Annotated in this window: 13 protein-coding genes; 7 read left to right on the top strand and 6 right to left on the bottom strand. The window is 56.0% G+C overall.

Features of this window, described 5'->3' with window-relative positions:
* Positions 1 to 93: 93 nt before the first annotated feature.
* The 3 genes from AB8846_RS01755 to AB8846_RS01745 form a co-directional block, all read right to left on the bottom strand.
* Complete coding sequence (locus tag AB8846_RS01755; protein WP_370731861.1) at positions 94 to 2,007, bottom strand: DNA topoisomerase III; 1,914 nt, start codon at positions 2,005 to 2,007, stop codon at positions 94 to 96.
* Positions 2,008 to 2,011: 4 nt separating this feature from the next.
* Positions 2,012 to 3,055 carry a selenide, water dikinase SelD gene (selD, locus tag AB8846_RS01750; RefSeq protein WP_063142877.1) on the bottom strand — a complete coding sequence of 348 codons (1,044 nt, stop codon included), beginning with the start codon at positions 3,053 to 3,055 and terminating at the stop codon, positions 2,012 to 2,014.
* Between the two features lie 116 nt (positions 3,056 to 3,171).
* Complete coding sequence (locus tag AB8846_RS01745) at positions 3,172 to 3,723, bottom strand: NAD(P)H nitroreductase (protein WP_063142876.1); 552 nt, start codon at positions 3,721 to 3,723, stop codon at positions 3,172 to 3,174.
* Between the two features lie 167 nt (positions 3,724 to 3,890).
* Here AB8846_RS01745 and sppA point away from each other — a divergent pair, with 167 nt between their 5' ends.
* From sppA to AB8846_RS01725, 4 genes are all read left to right on the top strand, one after another.
* Positions 3,891 to 5,747, top strand: a complete 1,857-nt coding sequence (gene sppA / locus AB8846_RS01740; RefSeq protein ID WP_370731860.1) for a signal peptide peptidase SppA — start codon at positions 3,891 to 3,893, stop codon at positions 5,745 to 5,747.
* Between the two features lie 63 nt (positions 5,748 to 5,810).
* The gene (ansA, locus tag AB8846_RS01735) at positions 5,811 to 6,827 is read left to right on the top strand and encodes an asparaginase (RefSeq protein ID WP_063142874.1); all 1,017 of its coding nucleotides are present in this window, start codon (positions 5,811 to 5,813) and stop codon (positions 6,825 to 6,827) included.
* Between the two features lie 9 nt (positions 6,828 to 6,836).
* Entirely contained in the window at positions 6,837 to 7,478 is a 642-nt protein-coding gene (pncA, locus tag AB8846_RS01730) for a bifunctional nicotinamidase/pyrazinamidase (RefSeq protein WP_370731859.1), read from the top strand.
* A gap of 217 nt (positions 7,479 to 7,695) precedes the next feature.
* Entirely contained in the window at positions 7,696 to 8,952 is a 1,257-nt protein-coding gene (locus AB8846_RS01725) for a glycoside hydrolase family 18 protein (RefSeq protein ID WP_063142872.1), read from the top strand.
* A 60-nt stretch (positions 8,953 to 9,012) separates the two neighbouring features.
* On the opposite strand, the gene AB8846_RS01720 is transcribed toward AB8846_RS01725, so the two are convergent.
* The gene (locus tag AB8846_RS01720; RefSeq protein ID WP_196239757.1) at positions 9,013 to 9,276 is read right to left on the bottom strand and encodes a YeaC family protein; all 264 of its coding nucleotides are present in this window, start codon (positions 9,274 to 9,276) and stop codon (positions 9,013 to 9,015) included.
* Between the two features lie 56 nt (positions 9,277 to 9,332).
* Positions 9,333 to 9,746 carry a peptide-methionine (R)-S-oxide reductase MsrB gene (gene msrB / locus AB8846_RS01715; protein WP_024908573.1) on the bottom strand — a complete coding sequence of 138 codons (414 nt, stop codon included), beginning with the start codon at positions 9,744 to 9,746 and terminating at the stop codon, positions 9,333 to 9,335.
* 341 nt (positions 9,747 to 10,087) lie between these two features.
* Here msrB and gapA point away from each other — a divergent pair, with 341 nt between their 5' ends.
* Both gapA and AB8846_RS01705 read left to right on the top strand, forming a co-directional pair.
* The gene (gapA, locus tag AB8846_RS01710; protein ID WP_023311257.1) at positions 10,088 to 11,083 is read left to right on the top strand and encodes a glyceraldehyde-3-phosphate dehydrogenase; all 996 of its coding nucleotides are present in this window, start codon (positions 10,088 to 10,090) and stop codon (positions 11,081 to 11,083) included.
* Positions 11,084 to 11,156: 73 nt separating this feature from the next.
* A complete protein-coding gene (locus tag AB8846_RS01705) occupies positions 11,157 to 12,041 on the top strand; it encodes a D-hexose-6-phosphate mutarotase (protein ID WP_370731858.1) in 885 nt (294 codons plus the stop codon).
* A gap of 96 nt (positions 12,042 to 12,137) precedes the next feature.
* Here AB8846_RS01705 and AB8846_RS01700 read toward each other — a convergent pair whose 3' ends face one another.
* Positions 12,138 to 12,884, bottom strand: a complete 747-nt coding sequence (locus AB8846_RS01700; RefSeq protein ID WP_024908575.1) for a MipA/OmpV family protein — start codon at positions 12,882 to 12,884, stop codon at positions 12,138 to 12,140.
* A 430-nt stretch (positions 12,885 to 13,314) separates the two neighbouring features.
* On the opposite strand from AB8846_RS01700, the gene yeaG reads away from it, so the two are divergent.
* Positions 13,315 to 15,249 carry a protein kinase YeaG gene (yeaG, locus tag AB8846_RS01695; RefSeq protein ID WP_063142870.1) on the top strand — a complete coding sequence of 645 codons (1,935 nt, stop codon included), beginning with the start codon at positions 13,315 to 13,317 and terminating at the stop codon, positions 15,247 to 15,249.
* Positions 15,250 to 15,276: the final 27 nt, after the last annotated feature.

The raw sequence follows: 15,276 nt of genomic DNA, 5'->3' as shown, positions 1-15,276 counted from the left end.
TGCAGGCCCGGTAAGCGTTAGCGCCACCGGGCTTTTTTCAGGCCGCAGAGCTGCTTTCGCCGGGTGGCGGCTTCGCCTTACCCGGCCTACGGTTTAAGAGGCCGCCGCGCTCTTTTTCTTTTTAAACGGTTTCTTCGCGCCGCCCCCGGGTGCAACCATCCCTCTGAACGTTTTCACCGGCGTGCTGCGCGCCTGATCGATCAGCTGGTAAAGCGTCCCGACCAGCGGCTGCATAAAGTCCTGATAGCGGCACTGCTTCTCGCTGATCTGCGTCAGCACCGATTCCCAGTGTGCGGTCATGTCCGGCCTGGCGGCCAGCTCCGGCAGAGAGTGGATCAGCGCCCGGCCCGGTTCCGTTGAGTGGATGTAGCGTCCCTTTTTCTCCAGGAAGCCGCGCTTAAAGAGCAGTTCGATGATCCCCGCGCGGGTTGCTTCCGTACCCAGACCGTCGGTGGCGCGCAGGATCTTCTTCAGATCTTTATCCTGAACAAACCGGGCGATCCCGGTCATCGCCGACAGCAGCGTCGCATCGGTGAAATGGCGCGGCGGCTGGGTCTGACGTTCAACCACTTCGCCCTTCTCGCACAGCAGTTCGTCATCTTTGGCGACCACCGGCAGCGGCGTGCCGTCGTTCTCTTCGTCGCGCTCTTTATTCCCCAGCAGCGTGCGCCAGCCTGCTTCAGCGAGGAAACGCGCTTTGGCGATAAACTTGCCTTTGGCAATCTCAAGCTCGATCACGCACTTGCGGAATACGGCGTCCGGGCAGAACTGCATCAGGTACTGACGGGCGATCAGGTTATACACCTTCGCTTCGTTATCCGTCAGGTTGACGTTGCTGGCGCGGGCCGTCGGGATAATCGCGTGGTGGGCATCCACCTTTTTGTCATCCCAGCAGCGGTTGTGGGTGTCCGGATTCACGATCGGCTGCGGCAGCAGATCCGGCGCGTGCACGCTAATGGCGTTCATCACCGAGTGGCGTCCGGCAAAGTGCTCCTCCGGCAGATAGCGGCTGTCCGAACGCGGATAGGTGATGAGCTTATGGGTTTCGTAGAGCTTCTGGCAGATATCCAGCACGTTCTGCGCGCTCAAGCCAAACTTTTTGGCCGCCTCAATCTGAAGTGCAGAAAGCGAAAACGGCAGCGGCGCGGGTTCTGATTCCCGTTTATCGTTATAGCTGGTGACGATAGCGGGCTGCCCGGTAATGCGATTAACCACATGATCCGCCAGCGGACGGTGCAGCAAACGCCCCTCTTCATCCTGATACGATTCGCAGGCATCGCTCGGCTGCCAGACGGCGGTAAAGCGTTCGTCTTTAGGCGTGACGATATGCGCTTTCACTTCAAAGAAATCTTTGGCGACGAAGTTCTCAATCTCTTCATCACGACGCACCACCAGCCCCAGCACCGGCGTCTGGACACGGCCTACGGAGAGCACGCCCTGATAGCCCGCGTTGCGCCCAAGAATGGTGTAAGCGCGGGTCATGTTGATGCCGTACAGCCAGTCGGCGCGGGCGCGGGCTAAAGCCGAGACGCACAGCGGAATAAACTCGCTGTTGGCGCGCAGGCGCGAAATCGCCCGCTCGACGGCCTGCGGGTTGAGGTCGTTGATCAGGCAGCGCTGCACCTGCTGGCGCTTTTCCGGCGCCAGCTCCAGGTAGTCAAGCACCTCATCCACCAGCAGCTGTCCTTCCCTGTCCGGGTCACCCGCGTGCACTATTTCAGCGGCGTCATGAAGGAAGCGCTTGATCACGTTAAGCTGTTTGGTGACCGAAGGTCGGGGCTGCAGGCGCCATTTTTCCGGCACGATGGGCAGATCGTTCAAATTCCAGCGGGCGTAGCGGCTGTCATAGACATCCGGCTGCGCCTGCTCAAGCAGGTGACCAATACACCAGGTGACCACCTGCCCGTTACCGCATTCGATAAAGCCGTCACCTTTGCGATGCGGTTTAGGCAGCACGTCGGCGATGGCGCGGGCCAGGCTCGGCTTTTCGGCAATAAACAACCGCATCGAATTAACGGATCTCAATCATCGGTCGGCCACCGCGCGCGGTCACCAGCTCACCGATCGCCGTCAGGGTAATGCCAAACTCGGCGGCAGTCGCCTGTACCTCGGCTTCGGACTCAGGCGTGACTGCCAGAAGCAGGCCGCCGGAGGTTTGCGGATCGCACAGCAGGTTGCGCCACTCCTCGGGCATTTCGCCCATCAGGTGACCGTAGCTGGCGAAGTTGCGCTGGGTACCGCCCGGGACCGCGCCCTGAGCAATATACTCCTCCACGCCCGGCAGCTTCGGCACGTCCTGATACCAGACCTGCGCCTGCACGCCCGCGCCCTGACACACTTCAGAGAGGTGCCCCAGCAGACCAAAACCGGTGACGTCGGTCATCGCCTTCACGCCGTCGATATTGGCGAATGCCGCACCGGCGAGGTTCATCTGGCACATGACTTCCGTTGCCAGGCCTTTGTGCTCCGGTTTCAGCAGCGATTTTTTCTCGGCGGTTGTCAGCACGCCAATGCCCAGCGGTTTGGTAAGGAACAGTTTGCAGCCCGGCTGCGCGGTGCTGTTGCGCTTCACGCGTTCGGTCGGCACCACGCCGGTGACGGCCAGGCCAAAGATCGGTTCAGGCGCATCAATAGAGTGACCACCGGCCAGCGCAATCCCCGCCTGCTGGCAGGCAAAACGACCGCCATCAATCACTTCACGAGCCACTTCCGGCGGGATGGTGTTGATCGGCCAGCCCAGAATGGCAATCGCCATGATCGGCTTGCCGCCCATAGCGAAGATATCGCTGATGGCGTTGGTGGCCGCAATGCGACCGAAGTCGAACGGGTTGTCGACAATCGGCATAAAGAAGTCAGTGGTGCTGATAATGCTGGTGCCGTTACCTAAGTCATAAACTGCAGCATCGTCACGCGTTTCGTTGCCGACAAGCAGGTTCGGGTCGACAAACTTCGCCTGTTCACTGTGCAGGATGGTCTCCAGCACCTTCGGGGAAATTTTACAACCGCAACCGGCTCCGTGGCTGTACTGCGTTAAACGAATGGTTTGCTCGCTCATGGACGTCTCCTGTCATCTCAATCGCGCTATGGTAGCGCTCATTCCATAAAGAGGTAAGTATGACTGTCTGAATTCTGCGGCAGATGCTCAGAATCCAGACAGTTTAGCGTGCGTTATCAGAAACGGCTGACGAAAGGCGTGGTGTCCGGCACGCTGATGGTGCTGGAGGCTTTAAGCTGCGGGGTGCCGAGATAGAGGAAGCCGACAATTTTGTCATGCTCGCCGCAGCCAAAACCGTCACGAACCGCCGGGCTTTCGGTCAGCGCACCGGTGCGCCAGATCCCGTTAAAACCCTGCGCGACGGCGGCCATTTGCATCGCCATCACCGCACAGCCTGCGGACATTTCCTGCTCCCAGACCGGCACCTTATGGTCGGCCTGGCATTTGGCCACGACGGTGACGATCATCGGGGCGCGGAACGGGGCATTGCGCGCCTTGTCGATACCTTTCTCATCCTGCCCGGCGGCAACCGCGCCCTGCTCCAGCAGCTGGCTGAAGCGATCGCGGCCTTCGCCTTCAATCACAAAGAAGTGCCACGGCTGCAGCGTGCCGTGATCGGGGGCACGCATGCCGGCACGCAGAATATTCTCCAGCTGCTCGCCTGCCGGGGCAGGTTCGGCCAGACGGGAAGCGCTACGGCGGTTAACAAGCAGTTCGAGTGCGTCCATTGGTTAACTCCTTTCTTGAAATTTACTCACAAAATTAACACGACGGCAGATTTTGTTACAGCCTGGCAGGCGATTCCTGCTGACAAGTGGCGGTTGGGTCATTACGATAACCCAACATTACCGTCCAGTGGCGACGGAAACAGTCATTTTCTGGTTAGGGAGAATACATGCGAACCCTTTGGCGAATCTTTGCCGGTTTCTTTAAATGGACGTGGAGACTGCTCAACTTCGTCCGCAACCTGGTGATGAATATCTTCTTCATCTTCCTGGTTCTGGTTTGCGCGGGCATCTGGATGCATATCAGCAGCGCGAATCAGGCGCAGCATTCAACGCGCGGCGCGCTATTACTCGATATCACCGGCGTTATCGTTGATAAGCCGTCCACCAGCAGCCGCCTGAGCGTGATTGGTCGCCAGCTGTTTGGCGCAACCTCAGATCGTCTGCAGGAAAATTCCCTGTTCGATATCGTCGATACCATCCGCCAGGCCAAAGACGACCGTAACATCACCGGGATCGTGCTGGATCTGAAAGATTTTGCCGGAGGCGATCAGCCTTCAATGCAGTACATCGGTAAAGCGCTGCGCGAATTCCGCGACAGCGGCAAGCCGGTGATTGCCGTGGGCGACAGCTACAGCCAGGGGCAATATTATCTGGCGAGCTTCGCCAATAAAATCTGGCTCTCTCCGCAGGGCACGGTGGATCTGCACGGCTTTGCCACCAACGGCCTGTACTATAAATCTCTGCTCGACAAGCTGAAGGTCACCACCCACGTCTTCCGCGTCGGTACGTATAAATCAGCCGTCGAGCCGTTTATTCGCGACGATATGTCCCCTGCCGCCCGCGAAGCGGACAGCCGCTGGATTGGCGAGCTGTGGCAGAACTATCTGGGCACCGTTGCCGCCAACCGCCAGATTACGCCCGAGCAGGCGTTCCCGGGCGCACAGGGCGTGCTCGAAGGCCTGCGTAAGGTTGACGGTGATACCGCGAAATATGCGCTGGATAACAAACTGGTTGATGCCCTGGGCACCAGCGCCGAGATTGAAAAATCCCTGAGCAAGCAGTTTGGCTGGAGCAAAGAGGATAAAAATTACAGCGCCATCAGCATGTATGATTACTCGACGAAAAAGCCGGATGACAGCGGTAACAGCGTCGCGGTGGTGTTTGCAAACGGCGCCATCATGGACGGTCAGGAGACTCCGGGGAACGTGGGCGGCGATACAACCGCGTCACAGATCCGCGATGCTCGCCTGGATCCGAAAGTGAAAGCGATTGTCCTGCGGGTGAACAGCCCTGGCGGCAGCGTCAGCGCCTCCGAGGTGATCCGCGCTGAACTGGCCGCGGCGCGCGCCGCCGGCAAGCCGGTCGTCGTATCCATGGGCGGAATGGCCGCCTCCGGGGGTTACTGGATCTCAACGCCAGCCAACTACATCGTGGCCAACCCAAGCACGCTGACCGGTTCGATTGGCATCTTCGGGGTGATCAACACCGTGGAGAACAGCCTGGATTCTCTGGGCGTGCATACCGATGGCGTGGCTACCTCTCCGCTGGCGGACGTGTCGGTGACCAAATCTCTGCCGCCGGAAGTCTCTGAGATGATGCAGCTCAGCATTGAGAACGGCTATAAACGCTTTATCACCCTGGTAGCGGACTCGCGTAAAAAGACGCCTGAGCAGATTGATCAGATCGCACAGGGCCACGTCTGGACCGGCCAGGATGCGAAGAGCAACGGTCTGGTCGACAGCCTGGGCGACTTCGATGACGCGGTGAAGAAAGCCGCCGAGCTGGCGAAACTCAAGCAGTGGCATATCGAGTATTACCAGGACGAACCGTCGTTCTTCGATATGGTCATGGACAGCATGTCCGGCTCGGTACGCGCCATGTTGCCGGAGGCGATGCAGGCTTACCTGCCTGCGCCGGTCGCCACGGCAGCGAAAGCGATGAAGGCGGAAAGCGATAAGCTCGCGGCCTTTAACGATCCACAGAGTCGTTATGCGTTTTGCCTGACCTGCGCGAACGTCCGTTAAAAACCGTCCCCTCTTCCCGCGAAGAGGGGATTTTTTTCTTTTGAAGAACAAGAACTCACTACCATGCAGAAGAAATCGATTTATGTAGCCTACACTGGCGGTACCATCGGTATGCAGCGCTCTGAAAACGGCTATATCCCCGTCTCTGGCCACCTTCAGCGTCAGCTTGCGCTGATGCCAGAATTCCACCGTCCGGAAATGCCTGACTTCACCATCCACGAATACGAGCCGCTGATGGACTCCTCCGACATGACGCCGGAAGACTGGCAGCACATCGCGGATGACATTAAAGCCCATTACGACCAGTACGACGGCTTCGTGATCCTGCACGGCACCGACACCATGGCGTTTACCGCCTCGGCGCTCTCCTTCATGCTGGAGAATCTGAGCAAGCCGGTTATCGTCACCGGGTCGCAAATCCCGCTGGCGGAGCTGCGCTCGGACGGGCAGATCAACCTGCTGAACTCCCTGTACGTGGCGGCGAATTACCCGATCAACGAAGTGTCGCTGTTCTTTAATAACCGTCTCTATCGCGGCAACCGCACCACCAAAGCCCATGCCGACGGCTTTAACGCCTTCGCCTCCCCTAACCTGCAGCCGCTGCTGGAGGCCGGGATTCATATCCGTCGTCTGGGCACGCCGCCTGCGCCGAACACCGCCGGCGAGCTGATTGTGCATCCGATTACTCCGCAACCGATTGGCGTGGTCACTATCTACCCGGGTATCTCTGCCGACGTGGTGCGTAACTTCCTTCGCCAGCCGGTGAAAGCGCTGATTCTGCGCTCCTATGGCGTAGGCAATGCGCCGCAGAACGGCGAATTCCTGAAAGAGCTTCAGGAAGCCAGCGAGCGAGGAATTGTGGTCGTGAACCTGACCCAGTGTATGTCCGGAAAGGTCAACATGGGCGGCTATGCCACCGGTAACGCGCTGGCGCATGCGGGTGTTATCAGCGGCTTCGATATGACCGTTGAGGCAACGCTGACTAAACTTCACTATTTACTGAGTCAGGATCTGGACATTCAGTCCATTCGCAGCGCGATGATGCAAAACCTGCGCGGCGAGCTGACCCCGGACGAATAAGGAGTCCTCATGAAGCAACGCGCCCTGCTACTGGTCGATTTGCAAAATGATTTCTGCGCGGGCGGTGCCCTGGCCGTCGCCGAAGGTGACAGCACCGTTGACGTGGCAAACACGCTGATGGACTGGTGCAAAGCCCGCGGCGAAGCGGTTGTTGCAAGCCAGGACTGCCACCCGGCGAACCACGGCAGCTTTGCCAGCCAGCACGACGTCGAGCCTTTCACTCAGGGAGAACTCGACGGGCTGGCGCAAACCTTCTGGCCGGTTCACTGCGTACAGCAGACGGAAGGCGCGGAGCTGCATCCGCTCCTGAATCAGAAAGCCATCGACGCGGTGTTCCATAAAGGTGAAAACCCGGCTATCGACAGCTATAGCGCGTTTTTTGATAACGGGCATCGCCAGAAAACGGCGCTGGACGCGTGGTTACGTCACCATGAAATCACGGAGCTGATTGTGCTGGGCCTGGCAACGGACTACTGCGTGAAGTTTACCGTGCTCGATGCGCTCCAGTTAGGTTATACCGTCAGCGTCATCACCGACGGCTGCCGCGGGGTGAACATTCACCCGCAGGACAGCGCTCAGGCGTTTATGGATATGGCTGCGGAAGGCGCGACGCTGTATACGCTCGAAGACTGGCTGGAGACGCAGGCGTAAGCCTTTAAGCCGGGTGGCGGCTTCGCCTTACCCGGCCTACTTTCTCTGGTTTTGTAGGCCGGGTAAGCGCAGCGCCACCCGGCATTTCTTCCCCAATCCCCATAAAGTGAACTCCCTCGCATCCACAGCGAAGCGGCAATGCTATTCTCGTCAGGCTGTTTTTTCGCCACGCCTTTTCTGTGGCGTGGTCGTTTTGTTTAGTCAAAGAGGAACTTGTATGAAACGTTTGCCCTTGCTGGCAGCATTACCCTTGCTTTGCGCGTCAGTTGCCTCCGCCAGTACCCTGATGTCCGTGGGCTACTTTAACGGGGGTGGCGATGTCACCGCCGGACCGGGTGGCGATATCAATAAATTAGACGTTCGCCAGATCACCCACCTGAACTACTCGTTTGGTCTGGTCTATAACGACGAAAAAGACGAAACCAACGCTGCGCTAAAAGATCCGGCAAAGCTGCATCAGATCTGGCTATCGCCAAAAGTCGCCGCCGATCTGGCCCTCATCCCGACCCTGCGTAAGCAAAACCCGAACCTCAAAGTGCTGCTTTCTGTTGGCGGCTGGGGTGCGCGTGGCTTCTCTGGCGCAGCGGCAACCAAAGAGACGCGCGCGGTGTTTATCCGCTCCGCGCAGGAGATTGTCGACAAATACGGCCTGGACGGGATCGATCTCGACTGGGAGTATCCGGTCAACGGCGCCTGGGGTCTGGTCGCAAGCCAGCCCGCCGACCGGGATAACTTCACCGCCCTGCTGAAAGAGATGCGCGCGGCGTTCGGGCATAAAAAGCTGGTGACCATTGCGGTAGGCGCGAATGCAGAAAGTCCGAAAAGCTGGGTGGATATCAAAGCCATCGCGCCCCTGCTCGACTACATCAACCTGATGACCTACGACATGGCATACGGTACGCAGTACTTCAATGCCAACCTGTATGACTCCAGCGCCTGGCCGACGGTGGCTGCCGCAGACAAATACAGCGTGGATTTTGTGGTGAACAACTATCTGGCCGCCGGGCTGAAGCCTCAGCAGATGAACCTCGGGATTGGTTTCTATGGCCGCGTGCCGAAACGCGCCGTAGAGCCGGGGATCGACTGGACGAAACCGGATGCGCAAAAAAATCCGGTCACTCAACCTTACTTCGGGGCTCAGGAGATCGGGTTGTTCAAGTCCCTCGGCTATGACCTGACCAAAGATACCTACGTGAAATACAACGATATCGTGAAAAAGCTGTTGAACGATCCGCAGAAGCGCTTTACCGAGCACTGGGACGACCAGGCGAAAGTGCCGTGGCTCTCGGTGAAGGGTGCCGATGGCAACGCGCTGTTTGCGATTTCGTATGAGAACCCACGTTCTGTTGCGATCAAAGCGGACTACATCAAAGAGAAAGGTCTCGCCGGAGCGATGTTCTGGGAGTACGGGGCTGATGACAACAATCAGTTAGCGAAACAGCTGGCGGAGTCGCTCGGGATCCCGCACAAGTAGTAAGACAATCAAGCCCTCTCCCACGGGGAGAGGGTTGGGTGAGGGCATCAACCCCCACCGTTATTGCATTTTCATCGTCGCAATCGGCTTCGGCGTGATGCCGAAGTCTTCTTTCAGCTCGCGCTTGCTCTTCATCACCATCTGGCCCTGGGTGTCGATAGTCATGTGCTGCGCGTCGGTGTTATTGCGCGCCTGCCACAGCATCACCAGCTGCAGGCTGTTCTCTTTTTGCTCCGGCGTCAGCGCGACGCCATCGGGCCATTTTCCCAGCTCTACGGCGGTCACCAGACGCTGATAAATCTCCGGCGTCATACCGCTAATCATGTCATCAATATTCACAATCGCGCCCTTTTAAAGGAATAATTTGCTGAATCGTTTTTTCAACCCTTCACCTGGTCGCCGTTTTCGTCGTCAGTGAAGCTCATTGAGGCTGAGTTCACGCAAAAACGCTCGCCCGTGGGCTGAGGGCCATCCGGGAAGACGTGCCCAAGGTGCGCATCGCAGTTGCCGCAGCGAATTTCCGTGCGCACCATGCCGTGCGACGAGTCGGTCAGGTAGCGGATGGCCTCATCGCTCACCGGCTCGTAGAAACTCGGCCAGCCGCAGCCAGAATCAAATTTCGTTTGTGAATTGAACAGGGGCGCATCACAGACCAGGCAGTGGTAGACGCCGTCTCGCTTGTTGTGCAGCAAACGCCCGGTGAACGGCGGTTCCGTCCCGTGATTCTGCGTCACGTAAAACTGCATTTCTGTGAGGTTTTTTTTCAAATCTTCAGGGTTACGTTGGTTCGACATATGCTTACATCTCGCTGTAGAAACAGACATCTTTTAACCCGGATTCTAACAAAACATTAACACCCTTGCGTGCACTTTTGATCTAAACTTATGTGTCGCGAAAAGGCGGTCAGGCAATTGTGATCATTCTCACATTTTTATCCTGCGGGGACTTTAAAATCCCGGGCGCAGCCCCCATTTGGTTGCAAGCTCAAAGGGAAAGTGAGGCGAGTCAGTCGCACAAACGTTAGTCACAGGATTGATTTGTCGCAATGATTGACACGATTCCGCTTGACGCTGCGTAAGGTTTTTGTAATTTTACAGGCAACCTTTTATTCACTAACAAATAGCTGGTGGAATATATGACTATCAAAGTAGGTATCAACGGTTTTGGCCGTATCGGCCGTATTGTTTTCCGTGCTGCTCAGAAACGTTCTGACATCGAAATCGTTGGTATCAACGATCTCCTGGACGCTGAATACATGGCGTACATGCTGAAGTACGACTCAACTCACGGTCGTTTCGACGGCACCGTTGAAGTGAAAGACGGCCACCTGGTTGTTAATGGCAAAACCATCCGCGTTACTGCTGAAAAAGACCCAGCTAACCTGAAATGGAACGAAATCGGTGTTGACGTTGTTGCTGAAGCAACCGGTATCTTCCTGACCGACGAAACTGCACGTAAACACATCACTGCGGGTGCGAAGAAAGTTGTTCTGACTGGTCCTTCCAAAGACAACACCCCAATGTTCGTTCGTGGTGCAAACTTCGAAACTTACGCTGGCCAGGATATCGTGTCTAACGCATCCTGTACCACCAACTGCCTGGCACCGCTGGCTAAAGTTATCAACGACAACTTCGGCATCATCGAAGGTCTGATGACTACCGTTCACGCGACCACCGCTACTCAGAAAACCGTTGATGGCCCGTCTCACAAAGACTGGCGCGGCGGCCGTGGCGCGGCTCAGAACATCATCCCATCCTCTACCGGTGCTGCTAAAGCTGTAGGTAAAGTACTGCCAGAACTGAATGGCAAACTGACTGGTATGGCGTTCCGCGTTCCAACTCCTAACGTATCCGTTGTTGACCTGACCGTTCGTCTGGAAAAAGCTGCTTCTTATGAAGAAATTAAGAAAGCAATCAAAGCTGCTTCCGAAGGCGCAATGAAAGGCGTTCTGGGCTACACCGAAGACGACGTTGTATCTACCGATTTCAACGGCGAAATCTGCACTTCAGTATTCGATGCTAAAGCAGGTATCGCACTGAACGACAACTTCGTTAAACTGGTATCCTGGTACGACAACGAAACCGGCTACTCTAACAAAGTACTGGACCTGATCGCTCACATCTCCAAATAAGTTGAGATGAGTGCTTGATCCAAAAAGGCGACTTCGGTCGCCTTTTTTTATTTATAAGACAGAGGATTGCTTAATGATTAATAAAATTTTTGCACTTCCGGTAGTCGAACAACTTACCCCTGTGCTCTCCCGCCGTCAGATTGACGGTGCCGACGTTATCGTCGTTGACCATCCGCGCGTCAAAGCGTCCGTGGCGCTGAACGGCGCCCACCTGCTTTCCTGGAAACCGGAAGGCGAAGCCGAAGGTCTGTGGCTGAGCGATGCGACCTCCTTCAAAAAAGGGGCAGCTATTCGCGGTGGCGTGCCGATCTGCTGGCCGTGGTTCGGCCCGTCCGCACAGCCGGGTTTACCGTCTCACGGGTTTGCCCGTAACCAGCAGTGGACGCTGAAAGCGCATAATGAAGATGACAACGGCGCCGTGCTGACCTTTGAGTTGCAGGCTAATGATGAAACCCGCGCCCTCTGGCCGCACGATTTCACCCTGTACGCCCGCTTTAAGCTGGGCAAAACCTGTGAAATCGAACTGGAAGCCCACGGTGAGTTTGAAACCACCGCAGCCCTGCACACCTACTTCAACGTGGGTGACATCAGCGCAGTGAAGGTGAGCGGTCTTGGCGATACCTTTATCGACAAAGTGGATAACGCCAAAGAAGGTAAACTGAGCGATGGCGTACAGACGTTCCCTGACCGTACCGACCGCGTCTACCTGCACCCGGAAGCGTGCAGCGTGATCCACGACGGCGCGCTGAACCGCGGAATTGAAGTGGTTCATCATCATCACAGCGACGTGGTGGGCTGGAACCCGGGTCCGGCGCTGTCCGTCAGCATGGCCGACATGACGGATGAAGGGTATAAAACGTTTGTCTGTGTGGAAACGGCCTGCGTGAGCACGCCGCAAAAAGCGAGTGACGAAAAGCCGTCTCGTTTAGGGCAGACAATTAAGATTGTGAAACGCTAAGGCATTTCACCTCCCCCGCTTCACTGCACCACACTAAAGCAAACGGGGCGCAAGCGCCCCGTTTTAATGCATCAATTGCACGATATTAGTGCGCAATCAGAACTTGTAGCTCACGCCGACAGAGAAAATACCTGCCCAGGATTTGTCGACCATCGGGCTATCCTTCACTTCGTCGCTCAGACGCTCGTAACGGCCGGTACCGTACACGCTCCAGTCGCCAAGGAAGTTGTAGCTCGCGGTCAGCTCCAGGTAAGGATCCCAGCCGTCATCGGCACTATAACTTTTCAGACCACTGCGGCGGGACTCGTTTTTAGAGACGCCGTAGTAGTAGTCGTTGTAGTTCTCGCTGTTGTATTGCACACCGATACCCGGCGTCAGAGTCAGCCCACCGTTGGTATAGCGATATAACCACGCCAGATCCCAGATAAAGCCGTTGCTGTTATCCAGCGTATCACCCGCAAGGGCCGTACGCAGGAAGCCATACTGGGTGTTATGCACGTATGAGAGCCCGGCCATCATCGAGCTTTTGCGCTTGTCGAGCTGGCGAAGCGCGTGGCTGTCGCTGTCACCCGGCTTGAAGTGCGTCGGATCGTAGTAGGCCATGATAGAGAGCTTATCGGCCGTATCGTTCCAGAGATAGTAGCCGCCGCCGAGCCCGCGGAACCAGACGTTATCGCCTTCATAGGTGATAACGGGAACAGGGTAAACATCACGGTCATACTGTTTGTACGGGCTGTTAATGACGCCAACACCCGCGCCAACCGTCCACTGACTTTCCGCCTGTGCGGTGTTCACTGCGGTCGCGGCAAGGATGCCTAATGCCAGAAGTTTGAGTTTGGTCACAATCCATTCTTTCCTGTAGTCAAATAATCAGCCGATGAAGTGTAACCGCCAATCCCGTACATCCCAAAATTTTTTGCCTGCTAATCAGTCTGATTAACCCGTTATTTTTAACTTATCAGATGACAGCCCGCTTTCATTTATATGACCGCTGAATGAAAAACGTGCATTTGTCTTATAACGACAGTGGGAATTTTTGGATGAGTTATTGATATGTCATTGAAAGTAGATTTTCTGGACATGCAAGTTTTGCAAATGCCATCTACGCTTTAATTTAAGAAGAGTTTTCCTGAACACCTGCGGTTCTTAGCGTCTGACCTGGCACACAGGTTGCTGCTCTGGCAGTGAGGTGCGAGAGATTCTCTTCCGGGAGCCTCCACTACTCATACGAACGGCTCTTATCCTGTGCTAAAAAACGAAAGGACGGCATGCCATGAATATATTCGATCACTATCGCCAGCGCTATGAAGCTGCCAAGGACGAAGAGTTCACACTGCAGGAGTTTCTTACCATCTGTCGGCAAGATCGCAGTGCCTATGCCAATGCGGCAGAACGGCTATTGATGGCTATTGGTGAGCCAAACATGGTTGACACCGCCCTGGAGCCTCGGCTTTCCCGTCTCTTTTCGAATCGGGTGGTCGCCCGATACCCGGCGTTTGAAGAGTTCTATGGTATGGAAGATGCCATTGAACAGATTGTCTCCTATCTGAAGCATGCCGCTCAGGGTCTGGAAGAGAAGAAACAGATCCTCTATTTACTCGGCCCGGTGGGTGGCGGTAAATCCTCGCTGGCTGAACGCCTGAAGTCGCTGATGCAGCGCGTCCCTATCTATGTACTGAGCGCCAATGGTGAACGCAGCCCGGTGAACGACCATCCGCTGTGCCTGTTCAATCCGCAGGAAGATGCGCAGATTCTGGACAAAGAGTATGGCATCCCGCGCCGCTACCTCGGCACCATTATGTCGCCGTGGGCGGCAAAACGCCTGCACGAGTTTGGTGGCGATATCACCAAATTCCGCGTGGTGAAAGTCTGGCCATCTATCCTTGAACAGATCGCCATCGCCAAAACAGAACCTGGCGATGAGAACAACCAGGATATCTCGGCGCTGGTGGGTAAAGTCGACATCCGCAAGCTGGAAAACTTCGCGCAAAACGATCCGGATGCCTACGGTTACTCAGGCGCGCTGTGCCGCGCGAACCAGGGGATTATGGAATTCGTCGAGATGTTTAAAGCACCGATTAAAGTGCTGCATCCTCTGCTGACGGCGACCCAGGAAGGCAACTACAACGGGACGGAAGGTATCTCCGCCCTGCCGTTTAACGGGATTATTCTCGCTCACTCGAACGAATCTGAATGGGTGACCTTCCGTAATAACAAAAACAATGAGGCCTTCCTTGACCGGGTGTACATCGTCAAGGTGCCTTATTGCCTGCGGATCTCCGAAGAGATCAAAATTTACGAGAAACTGCTTAACCACAGTGAGCTGGTGCATGCCCCCTGCGCGCCCGGGACGCTGGAAACGCTGTCACGCTTCTCCATCCTTTCGCGTCTGAAAGAGCCGGAAAACTCCAGCATCTATTCGAAAATGCGCGTCTATGACGGTGAAAGCCTGAAAGATACCGACCCGAAAGCGAAGTCGTATCAGGAATACCGCGACTATGCCGGGGTTGATGAGGGGATGAACGGCCTGTCCACGCGTTTCGCGTTTAAGATCCTCTCTCGCGTCTTTAACTTCGACCATGCGGAAGTGGCGGCCAACCCGGTTCATCTGTTCTACGTGCTGGAGCAGCAAATCGAACGCGAGCAGTTCCCGCAGGAGCATGCTGAACGCTACCTTGAGTTCCTCAAAGGTTACCTGATCCCGAAATACGCCGAGTTCATTGGCAAAGAGATCCAGACGGCCTACCTGGAATCCTATTCAGAATACGGGCAGAACATTTTCGACCGTTATGTCACCTATGCTGACTTCTGGATCCAGGACCAGGAGTACCGCGACCCGGATACCGGCCAGCTGTTTGACCGTGAATCCCTGAACGCGGAGCTGGAAAAAATCGAGAAGCCTGCCGGGATCAGCAACCCGAAAGACTTCCGTAACGAGATTGTGAACTTCGTCCTGCGCGCCAGAGCGCATAACAACGGGCGCAATCCGAACTGGACCAGCTACGAGAAGCTGCGCACGGTCATTGAGAAGAAGATGTTCTCCAATACCGAAGAGCTGCTGCCGGTGATCTCGTTTAACGCCAAAACCTCAACCGATGAGCAGAAAAAGCACGACGATTTTGTCGACCGTATGATGGAAAAAGGCTACACCCGCAAGCAGGTCCGCCTGCTCTGCGAATGGTATCTGCGCGTGCGTAAATCGTCTTAAAACAAGTGCCCGGTGGCGGTTAGCGCT

Origin of the sequence: Enterobacter sp. KB-221C9 (assembly GCF_041320715.1) — a bacterium.
In the GTDB taxonomy this organism is placed as follows: Bacteria; Pseudomonadota; Gammaproteobacteria; order Enterobacterales; family Enterobacteriaceae; genus Enterobacter; species Enterobacter asburiae_D.
Note: the sequence above shows the minus strand (reverse complement) of the source record. Positions and strands in the feature narration are given on the sequence as shown.

What these genes read in the sequence shown, in the direction of transcription:
- ansA (WP_063142874.1), top strand. Translation starts at nt 5,811, where the DNA reads ATGCAGAAGAAATCGATTTATGTAGCCTACACTGGCGGTACCATCGGT.
- gapA (WP_023311257.1), top strand. Translation starts at nt 10,088, where the DNA reads ATGACTATCAAAGTAGGTATCAACGGTTTTGGCCGTATCGGCCGTATT.
- selD (WP_063142877.1), bottom strand. Translation starts at nt 3,055, where the DNA reads ATGAGCGAGCAAACCATTCGTTTAACGCAGTACAGCCACGGAGCCGGT.
- pncA (WP_370731859.1), top strand. Translation starts at nt 6,837, where the DNA reads ATGAAGCAACGCGCCCTGCTACTGGTCGATTTGCAAAATGATTTCTGC.
- AB8846_RS01705 (WP_370731858.1), top strand. Translation starts at nt 11,157, where the DNA reads ATGATTAATAAAATTTTTGCACTTCCGGTAGTCGAACAACTTACCCCT.
- yeaG (WP_063142870.1), top strand. Translation starts at nt 13,315, where the DNA reads ATGAATATATTCGATCACTATCGCCAGCGCTATGAAGCTGCCAAGGAC.
- AB8846_RS01720 (WP_196239757.1), bottom strand. Translation starts at nt 9,276, where the DNA reads ATGATTAGCGGTATGACGCCGGAGATTTATCAGCGTCTGGTGACCGCC.
- AB8846_RS01725 (WP_063142872.1), top strand. Translation starts at nt 7,696, where the DNA reads ATGAAACGTTTGCCCTTGCTGGCAGCATTACCCTTGCTTTGCGCGTCA.
- AB8846_RS01745 (WP_063142876.1), bottom strand. Translation starts at nt 3,723, where the DNA reads ATGGACGCACTCGAACTGCTTGTTAACCGCCGTAGCGCTTCCCGTCTG.
- msrB (WP_024908573.1), bottom strand. Translation starts at nt 9,746, where the DNA reads ATGTCGAACCAACGTAACCCTGAAGATTTGAAAAAAAACCTCACAGAA.
- AB8846_RS01755 (WP_370731861.1), bottom strand. Translation starts at nt 2,007, where the DNA reads ATGCGGTTGTTTATTGCCGAAAAGCCGAGCCTGGCCCGCGCCATCGCC.
- sppA (WP_370731860.1), top strand. Translation starts at nt 3,891, where the DNA reads ATGCGAACCCTTTGGCGAATCTTTGCCGGTTTCTTTAAATGGACGTGG.